Source organism: Sulfitobacter sp. LC.270.F.C4, assembly GCF_032922545.1.
In the GTDB taxonomy this organism is placed as follows: Bacteria; Pseudomonadota; Alphaproteobacteria; order Rhodobacterales; family Rhodobacteraceae; genus Sulfitobacter; species Sulfitobacter profundi.
On sequence record NZ_CP136692.1, the window covers coordinates 1,666,207 to 1,683,843 of the forward strand.

General features: G+C 62.6%; 16 protein-coding genes. 8 read left to right on the forward strand and 8 right to left on the reverse strand.

Going from position 1 to position 17,637, the window contains the following annotated elements; all coding sequences use genetic code 11:
• The first annotated feature begins 84 nt into the window (after positions 1-84).
• The 3 genes from R1T45_RS12030 to R1T45_RS12040 all read left to right on the forward strand — a co-directional run bounded on the left by R1T45_RS12030 (position 85) and on the right by R1T45_RS12040 (position 5,354).
• Positions 85-2,649, forward strand: a complete 2,565-nt coding sequence (locus R1T45_RS12030) for a penicillin-binding protein 1A (protein ID WP_317390950.1) — start codon at positions 85-87, stop codon at positions 2,647-2,649.
• A gap of 120 nt (positions 2,650-2,769) precedes the next feature.
• Positions 2,770-3,894 carry a peptide chain release factor 2 gene (gene prfB / locus R1T45_RS12035; RefSeq protein WP_120351278.1) on the forward strand — a complete coding sequence of 375 codons (1,125 nt, stop codon included), beginning with the start codon at positions 2,770-2,772 and terminating at the stop codon, positions 3,892-3,894.
• 50 nt (positions 3,895-3,944) lie between these two features.
• Complete coding sequence (locus R1T45_RS12040; protein ID WP_317391081.1) at positions 3,945-5,354, forward strand: amidase; 1,410 nt, start codon at positions 3,945-3,947, stop codon at positions 5,352-5,354.
• 6 nt (positions 5,355-5,360) lie between these two features.
• Here R1T45_RS12040 and R1T45_RS12045 read toward each other — a convergent pair whose 3' ends face one another.
• Positions 5,361-6,158 (reverse strand): helix-turn-helix domain-containing protein, encoded by a 798-nt coding sequence (locus tag R1T45_RS12045; protein ID WP_067942423.1) that lies wholly within the window; start codon positions 6,156-6,158, stop codon positions 5,361-5,363.
• Positions 6,159-6,375: 217 nt separating this feature from the next.
• On the opposite strand from R1T45_RS12045, the gene R1T45_RS12050 reads away from it, so the two are divergent.
• Positions 6,376-6,732, forward strand: a complete 357-nt coding sequence (locus R1T45_RS12050; RefSeq protein ID WP_120351276.1) for a hypothetical protein — start codon at positions 6,376-6,378, stop codon at positions 6,730-6,732.
• A gap of 12 nt (positions 6,733-6,744) precedes the next feature.
• On the opposite strand, the gene ilvN is transcribed toward R1T45_RS12050, so the two are convergent.
• The 6 genes from ilvN to R1T45_RS12080 all read right to left on the reverse strand — a co-directional run bounded on the left by ilvN (position 6,745) and on the right by R1T45_RS12080 (position 11,932).
• On the reverse strand, positions 6,745-7,305 hold the full coding sequence (ilvN, locus tag R1T45_RS12055; protein ID WP_067626213.1) for an acetolactate synthase small subunit: 561 nt from the start codon (positions 7,303-7,305) through the stop codon (positions 6,745-6,747).
• A gap of 71 nt (positions 7,306-7,376) precedes the next feature.
• Positions 7,377-9,131, reverse strand: coding sequence for an acetolactate synthase 3 large subunit (locus R1T45_RS12060; protein WP_120352223.1), 1,755 nt, complete (start codon positions 9,129-9,131; stop codon positions 7,377-7,379).
• 399 nt (positions 9,132-9,530) lie between these two features.
• Positions 9,531-10,349 (reverse strand): arginyltransferase, encoded by an 819-nt coding sequence (locus R1T45_RS12065; RefSeq protein ID WP_317390951.1) that lies wholly within the window; start codon positions 10,347-10,349, stop codon positions 9,531-9,533.
• 72 nt (positions 10,350-10,421) lie between these two features.
• Positions 10,422-10,859, reverse strand: a complete 438-nt coding sequence (locus R1T45_RS12070) for an RDD family protein (RefSeq protein ID WP_317390952.1) — start codon at positions 10,857-10,859, stop codon at positions 10,422-10,424.
• A 58-nt stretch (positions 10,860-10,917) separates the two neighbouring features.
• Positions 10,918-11,325, reverse strand: coding sequence for a DUF2852 domain-containing protein (locus R1T45_RS12075; protein WP_317390953.1), 408 nt, complete (start codon positions 11,323-11,325; stop codon positions 10,918-10,920).
• Between the two features lie 124 nt (positions 11,326-11,449).
• Positions 11,450-11,932 (reverse strand): YbaK/EbsC family protein, encoded by a 483-nt coding sequence (locus tag R1T45_RS12080; RefSeq protein ID WP_317390954.1) that lies wholly within the window; start codon positions 11,930-11,932, stop codon positions 11,450-11,452.
• Between the two features lie 115 nt (positions 11,933-12,047).
• Between R1T45_RS12080 and R1T45_RS12085 the strand changes: the two genes are divergently transcribed.
• The 4 genes from R1T45_RS12085 (at position 12,048) to R1T45_RS12100 (ending at position 16,952) form a co-directional block, all read left to right on the forward strand.
• A complete protein-coding gene (locus tag R1T45_RS12085) occupies positions 12,048-14,849 on the forward strand; it encodes a glutamine-synthetase adenylyltransferase (protein ID WP_317390956.1) in 2,802 nt (933 codons plus the stop codon).
• Positions 14,846-15,112 (forward strand): hypothetical protein, encoded by a 267-nt coding sequence (locus R1T45_RS12090; RefSeq protein WP_067630323.1) that lies wholly within the window; start codon positions 14,846-14,848, stop codon positions 15,110-15,112. The genes R1T45_RS12085 and R1T45_RS12090 overlap by 4 nt, the downstream gene beginning before the upstream one ends.
• 62 nt (positions 15,113-15,174) lie before the next feature.
• Positions 15,175-16,401, forward strand: coding sequence for an RSP_2647 family RNA methyltransferase (locus R1T45_RS12095; protein ID WP_317390958.1), 1,227 nt, complete (start codon positions 15,175-15,177; stop codon positions 16,399-16,401).
• The gene (locus tag R1T45_RS12100; RefSeq protein WP_120351272.1) at positions 16,401-16,952 is read left to right on the forward strand and encodes an RSP_2648 family PIN domain-containing protein; all 552 of its coding nucleotides are present in this window, start codon (positions 16,401-16,403) and stop codon (positions 16,950-16,952) included. The genes R1T45_RS12095 and R1T45_RS12100 overlap by 1 nt, the downstream gene beginning before the upstream one ends.
• Here R1T45_RS12100 and R1T45_RS12105 read toward each other — a convergent pair.
• Entirely contained in the window at positions 16,949-17,632 is a 684-nt protein-coding gene (locus R1T45_RS12105) for a M48 family metalloprotease (RefSeq protein WP_209218094.1), read from the reverse strand. The genes R1T45_RS12100 and R1T45_RS12105 overlap by 4 nt on opposite strands.
• Between the last annotated feature and the right edge of the window lie 5 nt (positions 17,633-17,637).

A 17,637-nucleotide genomic window follows, 5' to 3' on the forward strand; every position in this document is an offset into this window, starting at 1 on the left:
TCGCTGGCGGCCATGTGTTTTGACCCGAGCCAGTGCATCCTGTATAGGCTCGGAACTGTCCCTAGCCAATGGTGGTCCGCGCGCGTGTTTCGATTTGTTCTGTCCTTTTTCGGGGGGATTTTTACCACCCTGACCCTGAGCGTCGGCATGGTGGCTTTGACCATCGGGGCGGTGTTCTGGATGTATGGCCGGGATTTGCCCAGCCATGAGTCGCTGGCGCAATATACGCCGCCGACGATCAGCCGGATTTACTCGGGCCAAGGCCGTTTGATCGATGAATTCGCCAAGGAGCGCCGTCTTTTTGCGCCCGCCAACACCATCCCGGATCTGGTGAAACAGGCGTTCATCTCGGCGGAAGACAAGAACTTTTACACCCACGAAGGCTATGACCTGCGCGGCATCGGTGCGGCGGCGGTGGATGCGGTCAAATCCCGTGGCCGCGATGTGCGCGGTGCCTCGACCATCACCCAGCAGGTGATGAAGAACTTCCTGCTGTCGGGTGACCGCCGGGCCGAGCGCAAGATCAAAGAGATCATCCTCGCCACCCGCATCGAAGAGACGCTGAGCAAAGAGAAGATCCTTGAGCTTTACCTGAATGAGATTTTCCTCGGGCAGAACTCCTATGGCGTGGCCGCGGCCAGCCAGACCTATTTCAACAAAACGTTGAGCGAGTTGGCCCCGCATGAGGCCGCCTTCCTCGCGTCGCTGCCCAAGGCGCCGTCGGATTACCACCCGGTGCGCCGCAAGGACCGCTTGTTGGCCCGTCGGAACTTCGTGCTGCGCGAGATGAAGGAGAACGGCTATATTTCGGAAGCGGCTTATGAGACGGAAGTGGCGCTGCCGCTGCGCTCGGTCCAGAACGGTGATTTTGAAAGCTTCAAGGCCGAGCTGCCGCCGCGCGATTACTTCACCGATGAAATTCGCCGTCAGCTCAGCGAGAACTTCGGCGAGGGTGAGTTCTTTACCGGCGGTTTGACCGTGCGCGCGACCATCGACAACGAAATGCAGCCCATTGCCGCCAATGCGCTGCGCCGTCAGTTGGAGCAATATGACCGCGGGCAGGGCATCTGGCGCGGCACACGGTTCGAAATCCCCGCCGATCAGTTGACCAGCGAAGAGAAATGGCGCGCCGCCCTCGCGGACCTGCGGGTGCCGCGCGACATCGATCTGGAGAACCAGTGGTATCCTGCCGTGGTGCTGGAGGTCGGCAATAGCGATGCGCGGATCGGCATCGAAGGGGTCGATGAAGATCAAGATGGTCACTGGATTCCTGCCGATGATGTGCAATGGGCGCGCAAGCGCTTGGACGACGGCAAACTGGCCTCCAAGGCTCAGGTCGCAGGTGATCTGCTTGAGGTTGGCGAAGTGGTGTTGGTGCGCCGCATGACCTCCGATAGCGACGGTTCCTTCATCCGCTGGACGCTGCGGCAGGTGCCCGAAGTGCAGGGCGGTTTCGTCGCCATGGACGTGCACACGGGCCGGGTGATTGCGATGCAGGGCGGGTTCTCTTATCAGGCGAGCGTGTTTAACCGCGCGACCCAAGCCAAACGGCAGCCGGGGTCGAGCTTTAAGCCCTTCGTCTATGCCTCCGCGCTCGACAGTGGCTATAGCCCGGCGACCATCGTGGTCGACGCCCCGATTGAGATCAACACACCGCAGGGTGTCTGGCGGCCCCAGAACGCCTCGCATAAATTCTATGGCCCCGCGCCCCTGCGCACCGGGATCGAACAGTCGCGCAACCTGATGACCATCCGTCTGGCGCAAGAAGTCGGAATGGATGTGGTCGGCAGCTATGCCGAGCGTTTCGGCGTTTATGACGATCTGGCGCCGCTGCTGTCGAATGCACTCGGCAGTCAGGAAACCACGCTGTATCAAATGGTATCGGCCTATGCGATGTTCGCCAACGGCGGCGAACGGGTGCAGCCCACGTTGGTTGACCGGGTGCAAGACCGCTATGGCCGCACCGTCTACAAACATGACGAACGCAAGTGCTACGACTGTGAGCAGATCAACCTCGCGCCCGGCGCAGCGCCGCGGATCATTTCCAACCGCGAGCGGGTGATGGACCCGGTGACGGCCTATCAGCTGACCTCGATGATGCGCGGCGTGGTCGAACGCGGCACGGCCCGCAATGCGGTCAACCTGCCGGTGCCGATCGCGGGCAAGACCGGCACCACCAACGATGAGAAAGACGCATGGTTCGTCGGCTTTTCGTCCAACGTGGTGGCAGGCTGCTACATCGGTTTCGACACGCCGCGCCCGATGGGTCGGGGCGCGGGCGGCGGGCGGCTTTGCGCGCCGGTCTTCCAGCGCTTCATGTCTGAGGCGATCAAGAAATACGGCGGCGGTGACTTTGCGGTCCCCGAACAGTGCCGCTTTATCAAGATCGACCGTTTCAGCGGCGCGCGGCTGAGCGATAACGCCTCGGGTGGAAATGTGGTGTCGGAATGTTTCCGCGATGGCGAAGAGCCGCTGTTTGGCATCTCCTTCGATGGCGGCTTTGCCATGGGGACGGACCTGCCATTGGTCGAGGAACTGGGCGGCTCGGCTGCATCGTCTTCGCGTCAGGTCACCACATCGACGGGCAAAAAGGCCACCGTCGGCCCCAAGGCAAGCTTTGGCACGCTGAGCTCGGGCGGTCTCTACTAATCAGGTCGGCGGGGCGAAGGCGCGCTTTGCCTCCCCCCACTTGCCGCCGCTGGCGGGCTGGTCTATCTCTCGTGCGGCTCCGGTTTTCGGGGCCGCATTACTTATCAAAGGCAGGCACACATGCGCGCAGAGGCACAGAATACCGCGGACCAGATCAGCAAATCGCTGGAATTGCTGGCCCAGCGACTGGATGTGGAGACCGCGCCCTACCGGCTGGAAGAATTCAACGCCCGCGTCGAAGATCCGAACCTTTGGGACAACCCTGATGCCGCGCAAAAGCTGATGCGTGAGCGCCAGTCGCTGGTGGATGCTATCGACACCTATGAGGGCATCAAACAGGAACTGGCCGACAACGTCGAACTGATCGAGTTGGGCGAGATGGAAGAGGACGAGGAGGTCATCTCCGACGCCGAGGCCGCGCTGAAGGCGCTGGCGGAAAAGGCCGCCCAAAAGGAACTCGAAGCGCTGCTGAATGGTGAGGCTGACAGCAACGACACCTTCCTAGAGATCAACGCAGGCGCGGGCGGTACGGAAAGCTGCGACTGGGCCAGCATGCTGGCGCGGATGTATGTTCGTTGGGCCGAGAAGAAAGGCTATAAAGTCGATCTTCAGGCCGAAAGCGCGGGCGACGAGGCGGGCATCAAATCCGCGACCTATAAGATTGAAGGGCACAACGCCTACGGCTGGCTGAAGTCCGAAAGCGGCGTGCACCGCTTGGTGCGCATCTCGCCCTTCGACTCTGCGGCCAAGCGGCACACCTCTTTCACCTCCGTAAAAGTCTACCCCGTGGTCGACGACAACATCGAGATCGAAGTGAACCCTTCGGACATCCGCATCGACACCTACCGGTCGTCCGGCGCGGGCGGCCAGCACGTCAACACCACCGACTCGGCGGTGCGGATCACCCACCATCCCACCGGGATCGTCGTGACCTCTTCGGAAAAGTCGCAGCACCAGAACCGCGACATCGCCATGAAAGCGCTGAAATCGCGGCTTTATCAGATGGAGTTGGACAAGCGTTCAGCCCTCGTGAACGAGGCGCATGAGAACGCGGGCGACGCGGGCTGGGGCAACCAAATCCGGTCCTATGTCTTGCAGCCTTATCAAATGGTGAAAGACCTTCGCACCAATTACGAGACATCGGACACCAAGGGTGTTCTCGACGGTGATCTGGATGGGCTGATGGGGGCAACGCTGGCGCTGGCGGTCTCGGGCAAAAGCCGGGCCGAGGCGCAGGGCGACTAAGCCGGTGCCGTCCCCCTTCATGGAATAATATGTAGCAATAGGGGGACATGATGGATTTGCTAGATTGGGACGCTTCGGACCTGTCCGAGGCGCTGGCCGCGCGCAGGATTTCTGCGGTTGAACTGATGCAGGCGACACTTGCGCGGATCGAGGCGGTGAACGGCAAGGTGAATGCCGTCATCTCCCTCCGCGACCGTGACACATTGCTGGCCGAGGCAGAGGCGTCCGACGCCAGCCCGCGCAAGGGCTGGCTGCACGGTATCCCCATGGCGATCAAGGATTTGGCTGACGCAGAGGGGCTGCCAACGTCTCAAGGGTCACCGCTTTTCGGTGCCCAGCCGGCCGAGCGGGATCATCCCGCTGTTGCGCGGCTTCGCGCGGCAGGGGCGATCGTCATCGGCAAAACCAACACGCCGGAGTTTGGCCTCGGCAGTCATACGTTCAATCCGGTTCATGGCGCGACGTGCAACCCTTATGACCTAGGCCGCTCGGCTGGCGGTTCCTCGGGCGGGGCGGCGGCGGCACTGGCGGCGCGGATGGTTGCCGTTGCCGATGGGTCCGACATGATGGGATCCCTGCGCAATCCGGCGGGCTGGAACAACGTCTACGGGATGCGGCCGACATGGGGCAGGGTGCCGTCGGATGATGGCGGCGATCTGTTTCTGCACCAGCTTTCGACCTTGGGGCCGATGGCGCGCAGCCCCCGTGACCTCGCCGCCCTTCTTGATGTGATGAGCGGCGCCGACCCGCGCCAACCCCTGACCCGCTCCGGCCCGGATACGGCCCCGGATATCGATGCGGCCCTGCCCGCGCAGCGTGTGGGGTGGCTGGGCGATTGGGGCGGTGCCTTCCCCTGCGAGCCGGGGATCATTGACCTGAGCGAAGCCGCATTGAACCGTTTGGCCGGGCTGGGGCATGAGGTCACACCCATCGCCGCGCCTTTTGATGCAGATGCGATGTGGGAAAGCTGGATCACGTTGCGGTCCTTTGCCGTGGCGGCCTCATTGGGGGCGATCTACGACGATCCGGCGCGGCAGGACGGGTTGAAACCCGCTGCGCAATGGGAGGTCGCGCGCGGGCAGGGGTTCTCTGCCTCTGATATCCAGCGCGCCAGCGGCATCCGCTCCGATTGGTTCCGCGCCGCACATGCTCTGTTCGAAGAGGTCGACGTTCTGGTGCTGCCCTCCGCGCAGGTCTGGCCGTTCGATGTTGGGATGGTGCACCCGACCGAAATCAATGGCCAGCCGATGGACAGCTATCACCGCTGGATGCAGGTGGTGGTGCCCGCAAGCCTGATCGGTCTGCCGGTGGTGAATATTCCTGCAGGTTTCGACAGCCGCGGCCTGCCTTTGGGGCTGCAACTGATCGGCAAACGCGGCAGCGACGCGCGCTTGTTGCAACTGGCGCAGGGCTGGCATCGGGCGACAGGCTATCCGCAGGCGCAGCCACCCCGGCTGTAGCAGGCCTCAATTGAACGGCGCGTCGGGCTGAAGCAGGCGGCGGTGATAGGGCATCAGGGCGTCGATGTCGATAAATCCCGCCTGCCGCGCCGCGGGCAGCACCGTTTTGGGATCTTTGCCAATGTATTCGTAGGTCAGCCGCGTCACCCGCGCGCCCGCAGCACTCTCGGGCGCGGTGCGGGTGACATATCCCACCCAAAAGTTATTCTCGAAAGAAGCGACACGGTTGAGGTAGTTGAACGACCCGGTCAGCGTGCGACGCCGCGATACGACGATGGAAACGCCATTCTCTTGCTGCGAAACGATGCCGCGATATTCGCGCGCCGTGGGGCTGGTGGGCAGCCCTTGCTGGCGCAGGGAATGCGCGCTCTCATAACCCCGCAGGAAGGTGCTGCTGCCGTCGCGCTTGATGTAGACGACCCCGGTCACAAACCTGTCGTGATCCAGAAACGACCGCCGTGCGAAGCGGTAAAAGCCGCTGGGAAAATCCGCCTCGGGCACGTTCTGAACCCCGGTCCCAAGGAAGTCCCGCAGGAAACTGTTGTTGATCGGATCTTGGTTGAGCGAAATCTCGGTGACTGGCTCCAGCAACACCCGCGCATCGATTTCAAAAAAGCGGCAGATCCGGGCCAGCACGTCGGGCCGGGGGAAGCTTTCGCCCGACAGGTAGCGGTTGAACTGCGTACGGTTGATCCCAAGTTGCCGGGCAAGATCGGAGATCGACGTATATTCCGCCGCCAACTGGCGCAGATTGGCGCCGAACATGCTGCGAAGTTCAGAAGGGGAGCGGTTGGAAGCGGACATGCGGCCTCGTTCTGATTTGCGACGCAGCCGAAGAATACGGGCTGTTATGGCCAGAGGATTGACCTGCTGACGCGAAGGCGCATCAGAGGTGACGCTGATTTGTGGTTGACCCTACTGGAACCGACACAAAATGCAAGCGGGCGTTGCATTTTAACCTATGTTACACCTTTTTCGATTGTCGCAGAATGAAGGTCAATTATCAGAAGCGGGGGGTACTATGATTGGTGTAGTTCTGTGGAGCGATAATACCGCTGGCAAAGCAGTGTTTTGGTGCGAAGATCAGGGCGATCTTGCCTATTACGAAGAGCCTGCGATCTGTATGGGGCACGGTTCGGGGTTCGACCCGGGCGACATGGTACAGTTCGGCATCACAGTGCATCGCAAACTACGCATCGCGGATAACCCAAGGGTGGTTCTGGAGGATGCGGCGTCATATCTGCCCGACGCCCTGCGCCATGATAGGCCCGCGGTGCAAGAGCCGCAGGCGGCAAAACCGCGCGGGGGCGCTCAGATCATACCCTTTACGATCAAGCCGGGACCGCGCCGATGCGGCGCGGCCCAGCTCAAAGCCTGACTCCCAACCCGATCAGACCCCGCGGGCGAGGGCGGCAACGCCCGTGCGGGCAACATCGGCCAGCCCCAGCGGGCGCATCAATTCGGCGAAAGCGTCAATTTTATCCGGCGCGCCGGTGATCTCGAAAACAAAGCTTTCCAGCGTGCTGTCGACCACATTGGCGCGGAAGATATCCGCAAGCCGCAGCGCTTCGACCCGGTGGTCGCCCTTGCCGACAACCTTGAAGATCGCCAGTTCACGCTCAACGCTTGGGCCTTCGACGGTGAGGTCATGCACCTCGTGCACCGGCACGATCCGACCCACCTGCGCCTTGATCTGCTCGATCACCTGTGGCGTGCCGCTGGTGACGATGGTGATGCGCGACAGATGCCCAGTGTGGTCCACCTCGGCCACGGTCAGGCTGTCGATGTTATAGCCACGCCCCGAGAACAGGCCAATCACCCGCGCCAGCGCGCCGGGTTCGTTCTCGACCAGCACTGCAAGCGTGTGTTTTTCGACCACATCCGAGAAATTGGGCCGTAGGTTATAGGCGGAATGCGAGGTCGCACCTTTCTTGATTTTTAGGGCAGCCATGTCTTTGTCCTTTTATCTAGCCGCGGGAATTTTTTAAAAATTCCCGGTCGTTTTCTTTGAAAGAAAACGGGTCACACCAGCACTGAGCCTTTTGCGTCGATCACACCTTGGGTCTCATGATCCCCCGGCAGCAGCATTTCGTTATGCGCCTTGCCGCTTGGGATCATCGGGAAGCAGTTTTCGTGCTTCTCAACCAGACAGTCAAAGATCACAGGCCCGTCGTAGTTGATCATCTCCATGATCGCGTCATCCAGATCGTCGGGGTCGTGGCAGATGATCCCCTTGGCGCCAAAGGCTTCGGCCAGTTTGACGAAATCGGGCAGGGCTTCGGACCAGCTTTGCGAATAACGCTCGCCGTGCAGCAGTTCCTGCCACTGGCGGACCATGCCAAGGCGTTCGTTGTTGAGGATGAACTGTTTGACCGGCAGGCCGAATTGCATCGCTGTGCCCATCTCTTGCATGTTCATCAACCACGAGGCTTCGCCCGCCACATTGATCACGAGGGCGTCGGGATGCGCCATCTGCACCCCGATGGAGGCCGGGAAACCATAGCCCATGGTCCCGAGGCCACCGCTCGTCATCCAGCGGTTCGGCTCTTCAAAACCGAGGTATTGCGCGGCCCACATCTGGTGCTGGCCCACTTCGGTGGTGATATAACGGTCATGACCCTTGGTCAGCGCTTCGAGCCGCGACAGCGCGTGCTGGGGTTTGATGACCTTGCCGGATTGGGTGAACTTCAGACAATCCTTTGCGCGCCATTCCTCAATCTTGGACCACCATTTGGCGAGCCCCTCACTGTTGGTCTTGCGGCCGCGGGATTTCCAAACCTTCAGCAAGTCTTCGAGCACATGGCCCACGTCACCGACAATTGGAATGTCGATGCGGATCACCTTGTTGATCGACGACGGGTCGATGTCGATATGCGCCTTGGTGGATTTGGGGCTGAAACTGTCGATGACGCCGGTGATCCGGTCGTCGAACCGCGCGCCGATGTTGATCATCAGATCGCAGTCATGCATCGCCATATTGGCTTCATACAGCCCGTGCATCCCCAACATGCCCAGCCATTTGTCACCGGACGCAGGGTATGCGCCGAGACCCATCAACGTCGATGTGATCGGGAAACCCGTGGCATCGACCAACTCGCGCAGCAGCTGGCTGGCCGCCGGGCCGGAGTTGATGACGCCGCCGCCGGTGTAGAAGATCGGGCGCTTGGCCGTCTCCATCGCCGCCACCAGTTCGGTGATCTCGGCCATATCGCCCTTGACCTGCGGTTGATAGCGCGAGGTGGAGGGTTTGGGGGACTCGTAATGGCCCGTGGCAAATTGCACGTCTTTGGGAATGTCGATCAGTACCGGGCCGGGGCGGCCGTGGGTGGCGACATGAAAGGCTTCGTGCAGCGTGGCACCAAGGGTGTCGGTTTCTTTCACCAGCCAGTTGTGCTTGGTGCAGGGGCGGGTGATGCCCACGGTGTCGGCCTCCTGAAACGCATCAGAGCCGATCATAAAGGTCGGCACCTGACCGGTCAGCACCACCAGCGGAATGGAATCCAGCAGCGCATCCGTCAGGCCGGTGACCGCGTTGGTGGCACCGGGGCCGGAAGTCACCAGCACAACGCCGGGTTTGCCGGTCGAGCGGGCATAGCCTTCGGCGGCATGCACCGCACCTTGCTCGTGGCGCACCAGAACGTGTTTGATCGAGTTCTGCTGAAAGACCTCGTCGTAAATCGGTAGCACCGCGCCACCGGGATATCCAAAGACGGTGTCCACACCCTGGTCAATCAGGGCTTGGACGATCATTTTCGCTCCGGTCATCTGGCGTTTCATCTTGGGTGCTCCGTAAGGCAGGTTATTGGCGTTTGGCATAAAAAAACCCCCGGTCTGACGGGGGCGCATGGGAAGGATTATGGTTAACCGTTACCGGCCCATGCGCGTGTGTCCTACAATAATGACTAGGTCGATCATCTCAGGGGTCCTCTTAGCGTGGCGTGAGATTATGAGGGGGAAAGGGGGGCGTCAACAGCGAAATGGCGAAAATCTTGTGCTTGGGTGGGGATTAATTGCTGTTTTATTTCGCGGATGCGCCATTTTGGGTTCTTTTCGAAAAGAAATCTGCCCTCAGGCGAATTTTATTGAATTACGGGGTGTGTTTATACACGTGATTCAATCTGGCAGCCCAACGGCCCGCCCCGGTTACGCGCAAAATCTATAGGCTTGCTCAGCGCCTTAGCGCGGGCTGACATCCGGCAGGGTGATATTGGCCACCTGCTCGGCAATGGGATCATTGCTGAGCGGATGCTGGTCGGGTACGAAACCCTCAGGGTCGCGCATCTTTTGCCACTGCCCGCCCATATAAACCTCAAGACCCGAGAACTTGGCCTTATACCCCATCTTTTGACTGCCCGGCACCCAGTAGCCAAGGTAGACATAGGGCAGACCCGCCGCGCGGGCGATTTCGATGTGGTCGAGGATGATGTAATTGCCCAACCCGTTGCGGGGCCGGTCGGGCGTGTAGAAGGAATAGACCATGCTCACCCCGTCGCCCAAGACATCCGTCAGGCAGACGCCGACCAGCGCGTTATCGGCCTCGGGGTCGGTATATTCGATGACCCGACTGCGGATCGGCGTTTCCTCGATCATTGCGGCGAATTCAAAGACATCCATATCCGCCATGCCGCCATCCGCATGGCGGCTGTCGAGGTAGCTGCGGAACAGGTCATATTGCTCTTCCGTGGCCCAAGGAGAGGTGGCGCGCCGCTCAAGCCCCGCGTTGCGGTTCAGAATGCGGCGCTGGCTTTTGCTGGGGTGAAAGGCCGCCACGTCGATCCGCGCCGACAGGCAGGCGGCGCAATCGGCGCAAGACGGGCGGTAAAGGACGTTCTGAGAGCGGCGGAACCCTTGGCTTGATAGGCTGTCATTCAGGCGTGCGGCATTGTCGCCCTGAAGGGCGGTGAACAGCTTGCGCTCCATCCGGCCCTCCAGATAGGGGCAGGGCTGCGGCGCTGTGACATAAAATTGCGGTGTCAAAGGCAGTGTATGTCGCATGGGTTTCCAGCATTTATCGAGGGATGCTATCAACCCACCCCCGCTGCGCCAAGGGCAAATTTGCGTGATACCCTAGCGGCTGAGGCGGCAATTCACCGGCACCGTGCCAAGCGCCATATCCGTGAGGCTCTGGCGGCGGGCCGTGGTGCAGATAAGAACGGCCGAGACGACCTGAATGATCGTGACCGTCATCGACAGCGAATAGCCGATGGTATGCAAAAGCGCGGTCATGAAATCAAAGGGCCGGTCGCGGTGGTCGCGCAGCTCCATCGCCATCAGGCGCATGCCCCATGTGGCCGACCCGCTGGTCAGCGTCGCCACGCGGTAGGCAAAACCCACCACAAGCGTCAGAAAGGGGAAAAAGAACAGCCCGGTAAAGGCGGTGAAGGGCAGGATCAGCAGGCAAAAGACGATGACAAGCGTCACATCGACGATCCAAGCCATCAGCCGCTTGCCAGCGATGCCGTCATAGAATTGCGGGTGTAGATCAGGGTCGGGGGTCTGGGTCATGTCGCTTCCTGCGAAAGGCCCCCCGGCGCGCGGGCCGGGAGGCGGGGTCAGGGTGGGATCAGGCGCTTGTGGGCGTCTCGTCCCGCTTGGCGCGCTCGTCCATGAACTGGTCGAACTCGGCCTTGTCCTTGGCTTCGCGCAGACGCTCAAGGAAAGCCTCAAAATTGCCCTGTTCCTCTTCCAAACGGCGCAGCGTGTCTGCCTTATAGGCGTCAAAGGCGCTGTTGCCGGTGTAGCGCGACATCATCGCACGGCTGGATTTGCGGCTGCAGGATTTTGAAGAGAACATGCGTTTGCTCCAAGTCATATAGGCAAGAAGGGCGAGGCCGAGGGGCCAGAAGAAGATGAAGCCGAGCACCATGGCGGCGATCCAAGCGCCTTTGCCGCGTGCGTCCATCCAGCTTTCGGCCCGCGCCAGCCAGCTCAGGCGGGGGGCATAGGTCGGGTCGGTGGTCACTGTCGTCATTGTTGAGCCTTTCAGTCGTGACGGGCCTGTCGCCGGCCCGGGCGTTTCGGATGATGTGAATGTCTTTCACATTGAATAGATCGGCACGCCGGGGCCCTTTCGCAAGGGGCTATGTGAATGTTTTTTACATTGCTTGGGAAACGACAGTAAAATCAGTAACCTGCGCGCCGGAAAGCTGCGCCATTTTCTGCGGCTCAAGGCAGAAAACGTGGTGCGGCGTGCCTGCAGCGGCCCAGACCAGCGGGAATTGCAGCAGATTTCGGTCAAACCAAGCGCGGGGTGGCGTGATATGGCCCAGCGGTGCCACGCCGCCGATGGCAAAGCCGGTCTGCGCCCGGATCAGTGCGGCATCTGCCTTGCCCAATGGTTCCCCGGCCAGTGCTGCGGCGCGGTCCAGATCGACCTGCTGAGCGCCCGCAGTGATGAAAAGCAGCGCCGCGCCGCTGTTTTCGCCGCGAAGGACGATGGATTTCGCAATCTGGTCGACCGCACAGCCAAGTGCGGTGGCCGCATCGACCGCCGTGCGTGCTAGGGCCGTCTCGCGTATCTCTGGCGTCGCCCCGGCGGCCTCCAGCGTGGCGCGCACCCGTTTCAAACTCCTGCTCATTCTCTGCCCCTTGCTGCATGGCGCCACCCTGGGGCGCGCGCCAAAGTCGTAGCAAGGCCGCGCCGTGCCGCAACCCCCATTGACGCCGCTTGGATCAGCCCGCAAAGCTGGCCCCATGACAGACCCATCGCTTGCCGCCCGGATCACCCGCTCTCCCCGCATCTATCACCGCGAACGCGCGCAGGATGCGGCGGCGCTCTTACCCGATCTTGCGCCGGACCTGCGCGAGATGATCTCGGCCGCCGCCTCTACCGCGCCCTATCTAATGGCGCTGTTGGAAAAGGAAGCGGCTTGGCTTGGCGAGGCCGTGGAAAACCCCGAGGCCGCTCTGGCCGCCAATTGCGCCGCGGCGGCAGCATTTGCGCCCGACCGGCTGGCCGATGGGCTGCGGCAGGGCAAACGGCGCATGGCGCTTCTGACCGCGCTGGCCGATCTGGGCGGGGCATGGTCGCTGGAAGAGGTGACCGGCGCGCTGACCGATTACGCCGATGCCGCTTGCGGGGCGGCCCTGCGTGCGGGGCTGGCGGCACAGATCAAACGCGGCAAACTGCCGGGCATGACGATGGACGATCTGGCCGACTGCGCAGGCATGGTTGTCTTTGCCATGGGTAAAATGGGCGCGCGGGAACTGAATTATTCCTCAGACATCGACCTCATTTGCGTCTTTGACGAAAGCCGCTTCGCGCCTGATGATTTCCACGCCGCCCGCAGCGCCTTCGTCAAGGCGACGCGGGCGATGTCGGGCACGTTGAACGACATTACCGCGCAGGGCTACGTCTTTCGCACCGATCTGCGCCTGCGTCCTGACCCGGCGGTCACCCCCGTTTGCATCGCGATGGAGGCAGCCGAGCGCTACTACGAAAGCCTAGGCCGCACATGGGAGCGCGCGGCCTATATTAAGGCCCGTCCGGCGGTCGGTGATATCGCCGCAGGGGAAGCGTTCTTACAATCATTGCGCCCCTTCGTCTGGCGCCGCCATCTGGATTTCGCCGCCATCCAAGATGCGCACGACATGCGGCTTGCCATTCGCGAGCACAAGGGCTTGGGCGGGCCGATCACTCTGCCGGGGCATGATATGAAATTGGGCCGGGGCGGCATCCGTGAGATCGAGTTTTTCACCCAGACCCGACAGCTCATCGCCGGGGGGCGCGATGCGGAGTTGCGGCCCCGTGGGACGCTGGCAGGGTTGCAGGTGCTGGCCGAGAAGAACTGGGTGCCCAAAGAGGTCGCCGAAACGCTCGGCGATCACTACCGCGCACACCGCACGGTAGAGCACCGCTTGCAAATGGTGCAGGACGCGCAGACCCACACGCTGCCCCGCAATGATGCCGATTTTGAACGTCTGGCCGCCATGATGGATATGGATGTCAATGACTTGCAGGCCGATCTTCACAACCGACTTCAAGCCGTGCACGACCTGATCGAAAGCTTTTTCGCCGCCACGCGGGAGGAGCCCGAAGCCGCCCGCCCGGCGCATCAATTCGACACCTCGGTGCTTGACCGTTGGCCCAGCTATCCCGCGCTGCGCTCGGAACGGGGGGCGGATATTTTCGGGCGGCTACAGCCGCTGCTGCTGGACCGTTTGGCGCAATCTGCCAAACCGGACGAAGGGCTTTTGGCCTTTGACGGTTTCCTCGCTGGCCTGCCCGCCGGGGTGCAGCTTTTCTCGCTCCTGCGGGCCAATCCGCAACTGGGCGATCTTTTGGTGGATATCGTCGCCACATCGCCTGCGCTGGCCGCGCATCTGTCGCGCAACTCTGGCGTCTTCGATGCGGTGATCGGGGGGGATTTCTTTTCGGACTGGCCGGGGCAGACCAAGCTGACCGAGATGTTGCAACAGCATCTCGCGGCAGAGGCCGATTACGAGTTGCGCCTTGATGGCACCCGCCGTTGGGCGCGCGAATGGCATTTTCGGATCGGCGTGCATCTGCTGCGCGGGCTGATCGACGCGGCCACCGCCGGGCGCCAATATGCCGAGTTGGCCCAAGCGGTCTTGCAGGCGCTCTGGCCCGTGGTCGTCGATCAATTCGCCACCCGGCATGGCCCGCCGCCGGGGCGCGGGGCGGTGATCCTTGGCATGGGCTCGCTTGGGGCTGGGCGGCTAACGCCGACCTCCGACCTCGATATGCTGGTGATTTATGATGCCGATGGGGTGGACAGTTCCGACGGCCCCAAACCCCTCGCCACGCGCAGCTATTATGCCCGGCTGACCCAAGCGATGATCACCGCGATGACCGCGCCGATGGCCCAAGGCAAGCTTTACGACATCGACATGCGCCTGCGGCCCTCGGGCAATCAGGGGCCAGTGGCCACCAGCCTCGCCAGCTTTGAGAGCTACCAGAAAGAGCAGGCTTGGGTCTGGGAGCATCTGGCCCTTACCCGCGCACGGGTGATCGCGGGGGCAGAGGATCTGGGCCGCGATGTCGAAGCGCTTCGGGCTGAAATCCTCAGCCGCGCCGCCCCGCGCGACAAGGTTCTGGGCGAGGTCGCGAAGATGCGCCAGCGCATCGCCGCCGCCCGCAGCCCTGCAGGGCCGCTCGACGCCAAGACGGGCGCGGGCCGCTTGCAGGATATCGAACTGTTCGCGCAGGCAGGCGCGCTTATCGGCGGCACCGGGGCGCGTGAGATCGACGCGGGCCTTGCCGCCGCGCGCGGCGAAAACGTGATTGATGGGCAGGCGGAAGCCGCGCTTTCCTCGGCCTATACCAACGCATGGACCCTGAATTGCGCCGCGCGTCTGCTGTCGGCCAATCCTATTGATGCGCGGACAATGGGGCAGGCGGGGGCGAGCTTTCTCTGTCGTGTGTTAGCTTGTGACGATCTTGCAGCATTGGAGGCCAAGATGCAGGGCGATTACGGCACTGCGGCTCAGATCATCGACGCGGCGCTGCCCGAGCCGGGGCAGGAGGGGGCATGAGCGATCCAGATGACCCAAAGGGTTTGATCCGCGAATCCTACCGGATGGAGGGGATCGGCCCCGCCGAATGCCGCAGCATCTTTCTCGACTGGGCTTTGAGCTTGCCGGAAGGCCACGACAACGCGGTCGCCATCACCCGTTTGCTGGAACGCTACGGTGCGGCCGCCGCGGGTCACCCGATGACCCAAGTGCTGCGCGAGGGGCAGACGACGCTCACCACCCCGCGCCGCAGGGGCGGTTGGCGGGGGAGGGCGCGCAACTGAACGCCGATCTGGGCCTGCGAAACCTCTTTCCCCAGCCGCGCGAACGCAGTACGAGGGGCGCTATGACAACGCCCCAAACCCCCTCCGCCCCGCAGCCTGCCACGCTTCCCGTGGTGCGCCTTTTGCCCAAGGCCAATGCCCGCGCCATCCGCCACGGCTTTCCTTGGGTCTATGCCAATGAACTGGTCACCGACCGCCGCACGCGGGGGCTTGCCCCCGGCACGCTGGCGCTGCTGGAAGATGCTGACCGCAAGCCCATGGGGCTGGTCGCGGTCAATCCGAATTCCAAGATCATCGCCCGGATGATCGACCAAGACGCCGAGGCGCAGGTGGATCAAGCATGGTTCGAGGCACGCCTCAATCGCGCCCTTGCCCTGCGCAGCCAGCTTTACGATCAGCCCTATTACCGTCTGATCCACGCCGAGGCCGATGGCCTGCCGGGCGTCATCATTGACCGCTTTGGCGATACCTGCGTGATCCAGCCCAACGCCGCTTGGGCCGATGCGCTGCTGACACCGCTGGTGGCCGCTTTGCAATCGGTGACCGGCGTGACCAACGTGTTGAAAAACGCCTCTGGCCGGACGCGCAAGCTTGAAGGGCTCGACGATGCTTCGTCCACGTTGGTGGGGGAGACCCCCGAAGGCCCGCTGCCCGTGCCGATGAATGGCGCGACCTATATGGCCGACCTTACCGGCGGGCAGAAAACCGGTCTGTTCTACGACCAACGCCCCAACCATGCCTTTGCCGCCAATCTCGCGCGCAATGGGGCACGGGTGCTCGATGTCTTTGCCCATGTCGGCGGCTTCTCCCTCGCCGCTCTGGCGAATGGCGCGTCATCAGCATTGGCCGTCGACGGCTCCGCCCCCGCCCTGGAACTGGCCGAGGCCGGAGCCGCCGCGATGAACATGCAAGACCGTTTCGCCACCCGCCAAGGCGATGCCTTCGACGTGCTCACCGCCCTGCGCGATGAGGGCGAGACCTTTGACGTGGTGATCTGCGACCCGCCCGCCTTTGCCCCCTCGCGCCAAGCGGTCGACGCGGGGCTGCGTGCCTATGAGCGTGTCGCACGGCTCTCGGCGCAGCTGGTGGCAGAGAATGGTATTCTGGGTCTTTGTTCCTGTTCCCACGCCGCTGATCTGAACCAATTCCGCACCGCTTCCGTGCGCGGCATCGGTCGGGCCGGACGCCGTGCCATGCTGCTGCACACCGGCTTTGCCGGGGCGGACCACCCGCAACTGCCGCAGCTTGCGGAAAGCGGCTACCTCAAGTCGCTGTTCTTCCGCCTGTGATGGAAACGCGCCCCCGCGTGCTGATCGACACCTGCGTGCTCTACCCCACGGTGATGCGCGAAATGGTGTTGGGTGTGGCAGCAAGGGGCGCGTTCGAGCCGGTCTGGTCGGCGCGTATCTTAGAAGAATGGGCCCGCGCGGCGATCAAGCTTGGGCCCACGGGCGAAGCACAAGCGCGGGCCGAGATCGCACTGCTGCGCGGCAACTGGCCGGGGGCCGAACGCGCGGCCTCCCCCAGCCTACAGGCGCGGCTTTGGTTGCCGGATGCGAATGACATTCACGTTCTGGCCGTCGCCGTGGCCAGCAGCGCCGACATGATTCTGACGCTGAACGCCAAGGATTTCCCGCGCCAAATCCTTGCCGAAGAGGGGTTGAGCCGGGCCGATCCTGACAGCTACCTGCATGGGATTTGGCAAGCGACACCGGAATTGGTCGCCCCCGTGGCCGACGCCGTCTTGCAAGAGGCGCGGCGGCTGTCGGGCGAGCAATGGGAGATGCGCGCTCTGCTGAAAAAGGCACGGCTGCCGCGGCTGGCAAAGGCTCTGGCCTAGCCCTCCCACCGCAGTTGCAGCTTGCGCAGCTCGGCGACACGTTCCTCGGTCTTGGGGTGGCTCAGCAGCCACGCGGGCGGGCGTCCAGCGCCGTTTTGGCTCAGCGCGTCCAACTTCTCGAACAGGGAAATCTGTGGGCCGATGCCGATGCCCGCTTTGGTCAGCAGGGCGGCTGCATAGGCGTCTGCCTCATACTCATCCCCGCGTGAGAGGCGGGCAGCCAGCAGGCTGGTCAGCCCGTTTGCGATCAGCACACCGATCCCGGGAATGATCCGCCCAAGCACCATCGCCAGCGCCGTGCGCAGGGCGTTTTGGCCCGAGAAATCAATCATCCGCCGCCGCGAATGGCCAAGCGCCACATGGCCCAACTCATGCGCGATGACGCTCGCCAATTCCTCAGCCGTTACAGCACCTTGGCGAAACTTGTTGTAAAACCCGCGGGTGATGAAAATGCGCCCATCGGGGGCTGCCAGCCCGTTGACCGGTTCGATCTCATAAAGATGCACCTTGATGCGCGGCAGGTCCAACGCCTTGGCCATCTTTGCGCTCATGTCGTTGAGTTTGGGGTCCACCAAGGGGGTCGATTTCGCGTCCAACTCGCGCGCCGTGCGCCAAGCGGAAAAACGATACATGGCCAGCGCGTAAAGGATGGCCAGCAGGATGGGGAGAAAGCGGATCATGCCCG

Coding starts and splice junctions, on each gene's coding strand:
- R1T45_RS12085 (WP_317390956.1), top strand. CDS start 12,048: ATGACAGACCCATCGCTTGCCGCCCGGATCACCCGCTCTCCCCGCATC.
- R1T45_RS12105 (WP_209218094.1), bottom strand. CDS start 17,632: ATGATCCGCTTTCTCCCCATCCTGCTGGCCATCCTTTACGCGCTGGCC.
- R1T45_RS12095 (WP_317390958.1), top strand. CDS start 15,175: ATGACAACGCCCCAAACCCCCTCCGCCCCGCAGCCTGCCACGCTTCCC.
- R1T45_RS12050 (WP_120351276.1), top strand. CDS start 6,376: ATGATTGGTGTAGTTCTGTGGAGCGATAATACCGCTGGCAAAGCAGTG.
- R1T45_RS12080 (WP_317390954.1), bottom strand. CDS start 11,932: ATGAGCAGGAGTTTGAAACGGGTGCGCGCCACGCTGGAGGCCGCCGGG.
- R1T45_RS12100 (WP_120351272.1), top strand. CDS start 16,401: ATGGAAACGCGCCCCCGCGTGCTGATCGACACCTGCGTGCTCTACCCC.
- R1T45_RS12090 (WP_067630323.1), top strand. CDS start 14,846: ATGAGCGATCCAGATGACCCAAAGGGTTTGATCCGCGAATCCTACCGG.
- R1T45_RS12065 (WP_317390951.1), bottom strand. CDS start 10,349: ATGCGACATACACTGCCTTTGACACCGCAATTTTATGTCACAGCGCCG.
- R1T45_RS12060 (WP_120352223.1), bottom strand. CDS start 9,131: ATGAAACGCCAGATGACCGGAGCGAAAATGATCGTCCAAGCCCTGATT.
- ilvN (WP_067626213.1), bottom strand. CDS start 7,305: ATGGCTGCCCTAAAAATCAAGAAAGGTGCGACCTCGCATTCCGCCTAT.
- prfB (WP_120351278.1), top strand. CDS start 2,770: ATGCGCGCAGAGGCACAGAATACCGCGGACCAGATCAGCAAATCGCTG.
- R1T45_RS12075 (WP_317390953.1), bottom strand. CDS start 11,325: ATGACGACAGTGACCACCGACCCGACCTATGCCCCCCGCCTGAGCTGG.
- R1T45_RS12070 (WP_317390952.1), bottom strand. CDS start 10,859: ATGACCCAGACCCCCGACCCTGATCTACACCCGCAATTCTATGACGGC.
- R1T45_RS12045 (WP_067942423.1), bottom strand. CDS start 6,158: ATGTCCGCTTCCAACCGCTCCCCTTCTGAACTTCGCAGCATGTTCGGC.
- R1T45_RS12040 (WP_317391081.1), top strand. CDS start 3,945: ATGGATTTGCTAGATTGGGACGCTTCGGACCTGTCCGAGGCGCTGGCC.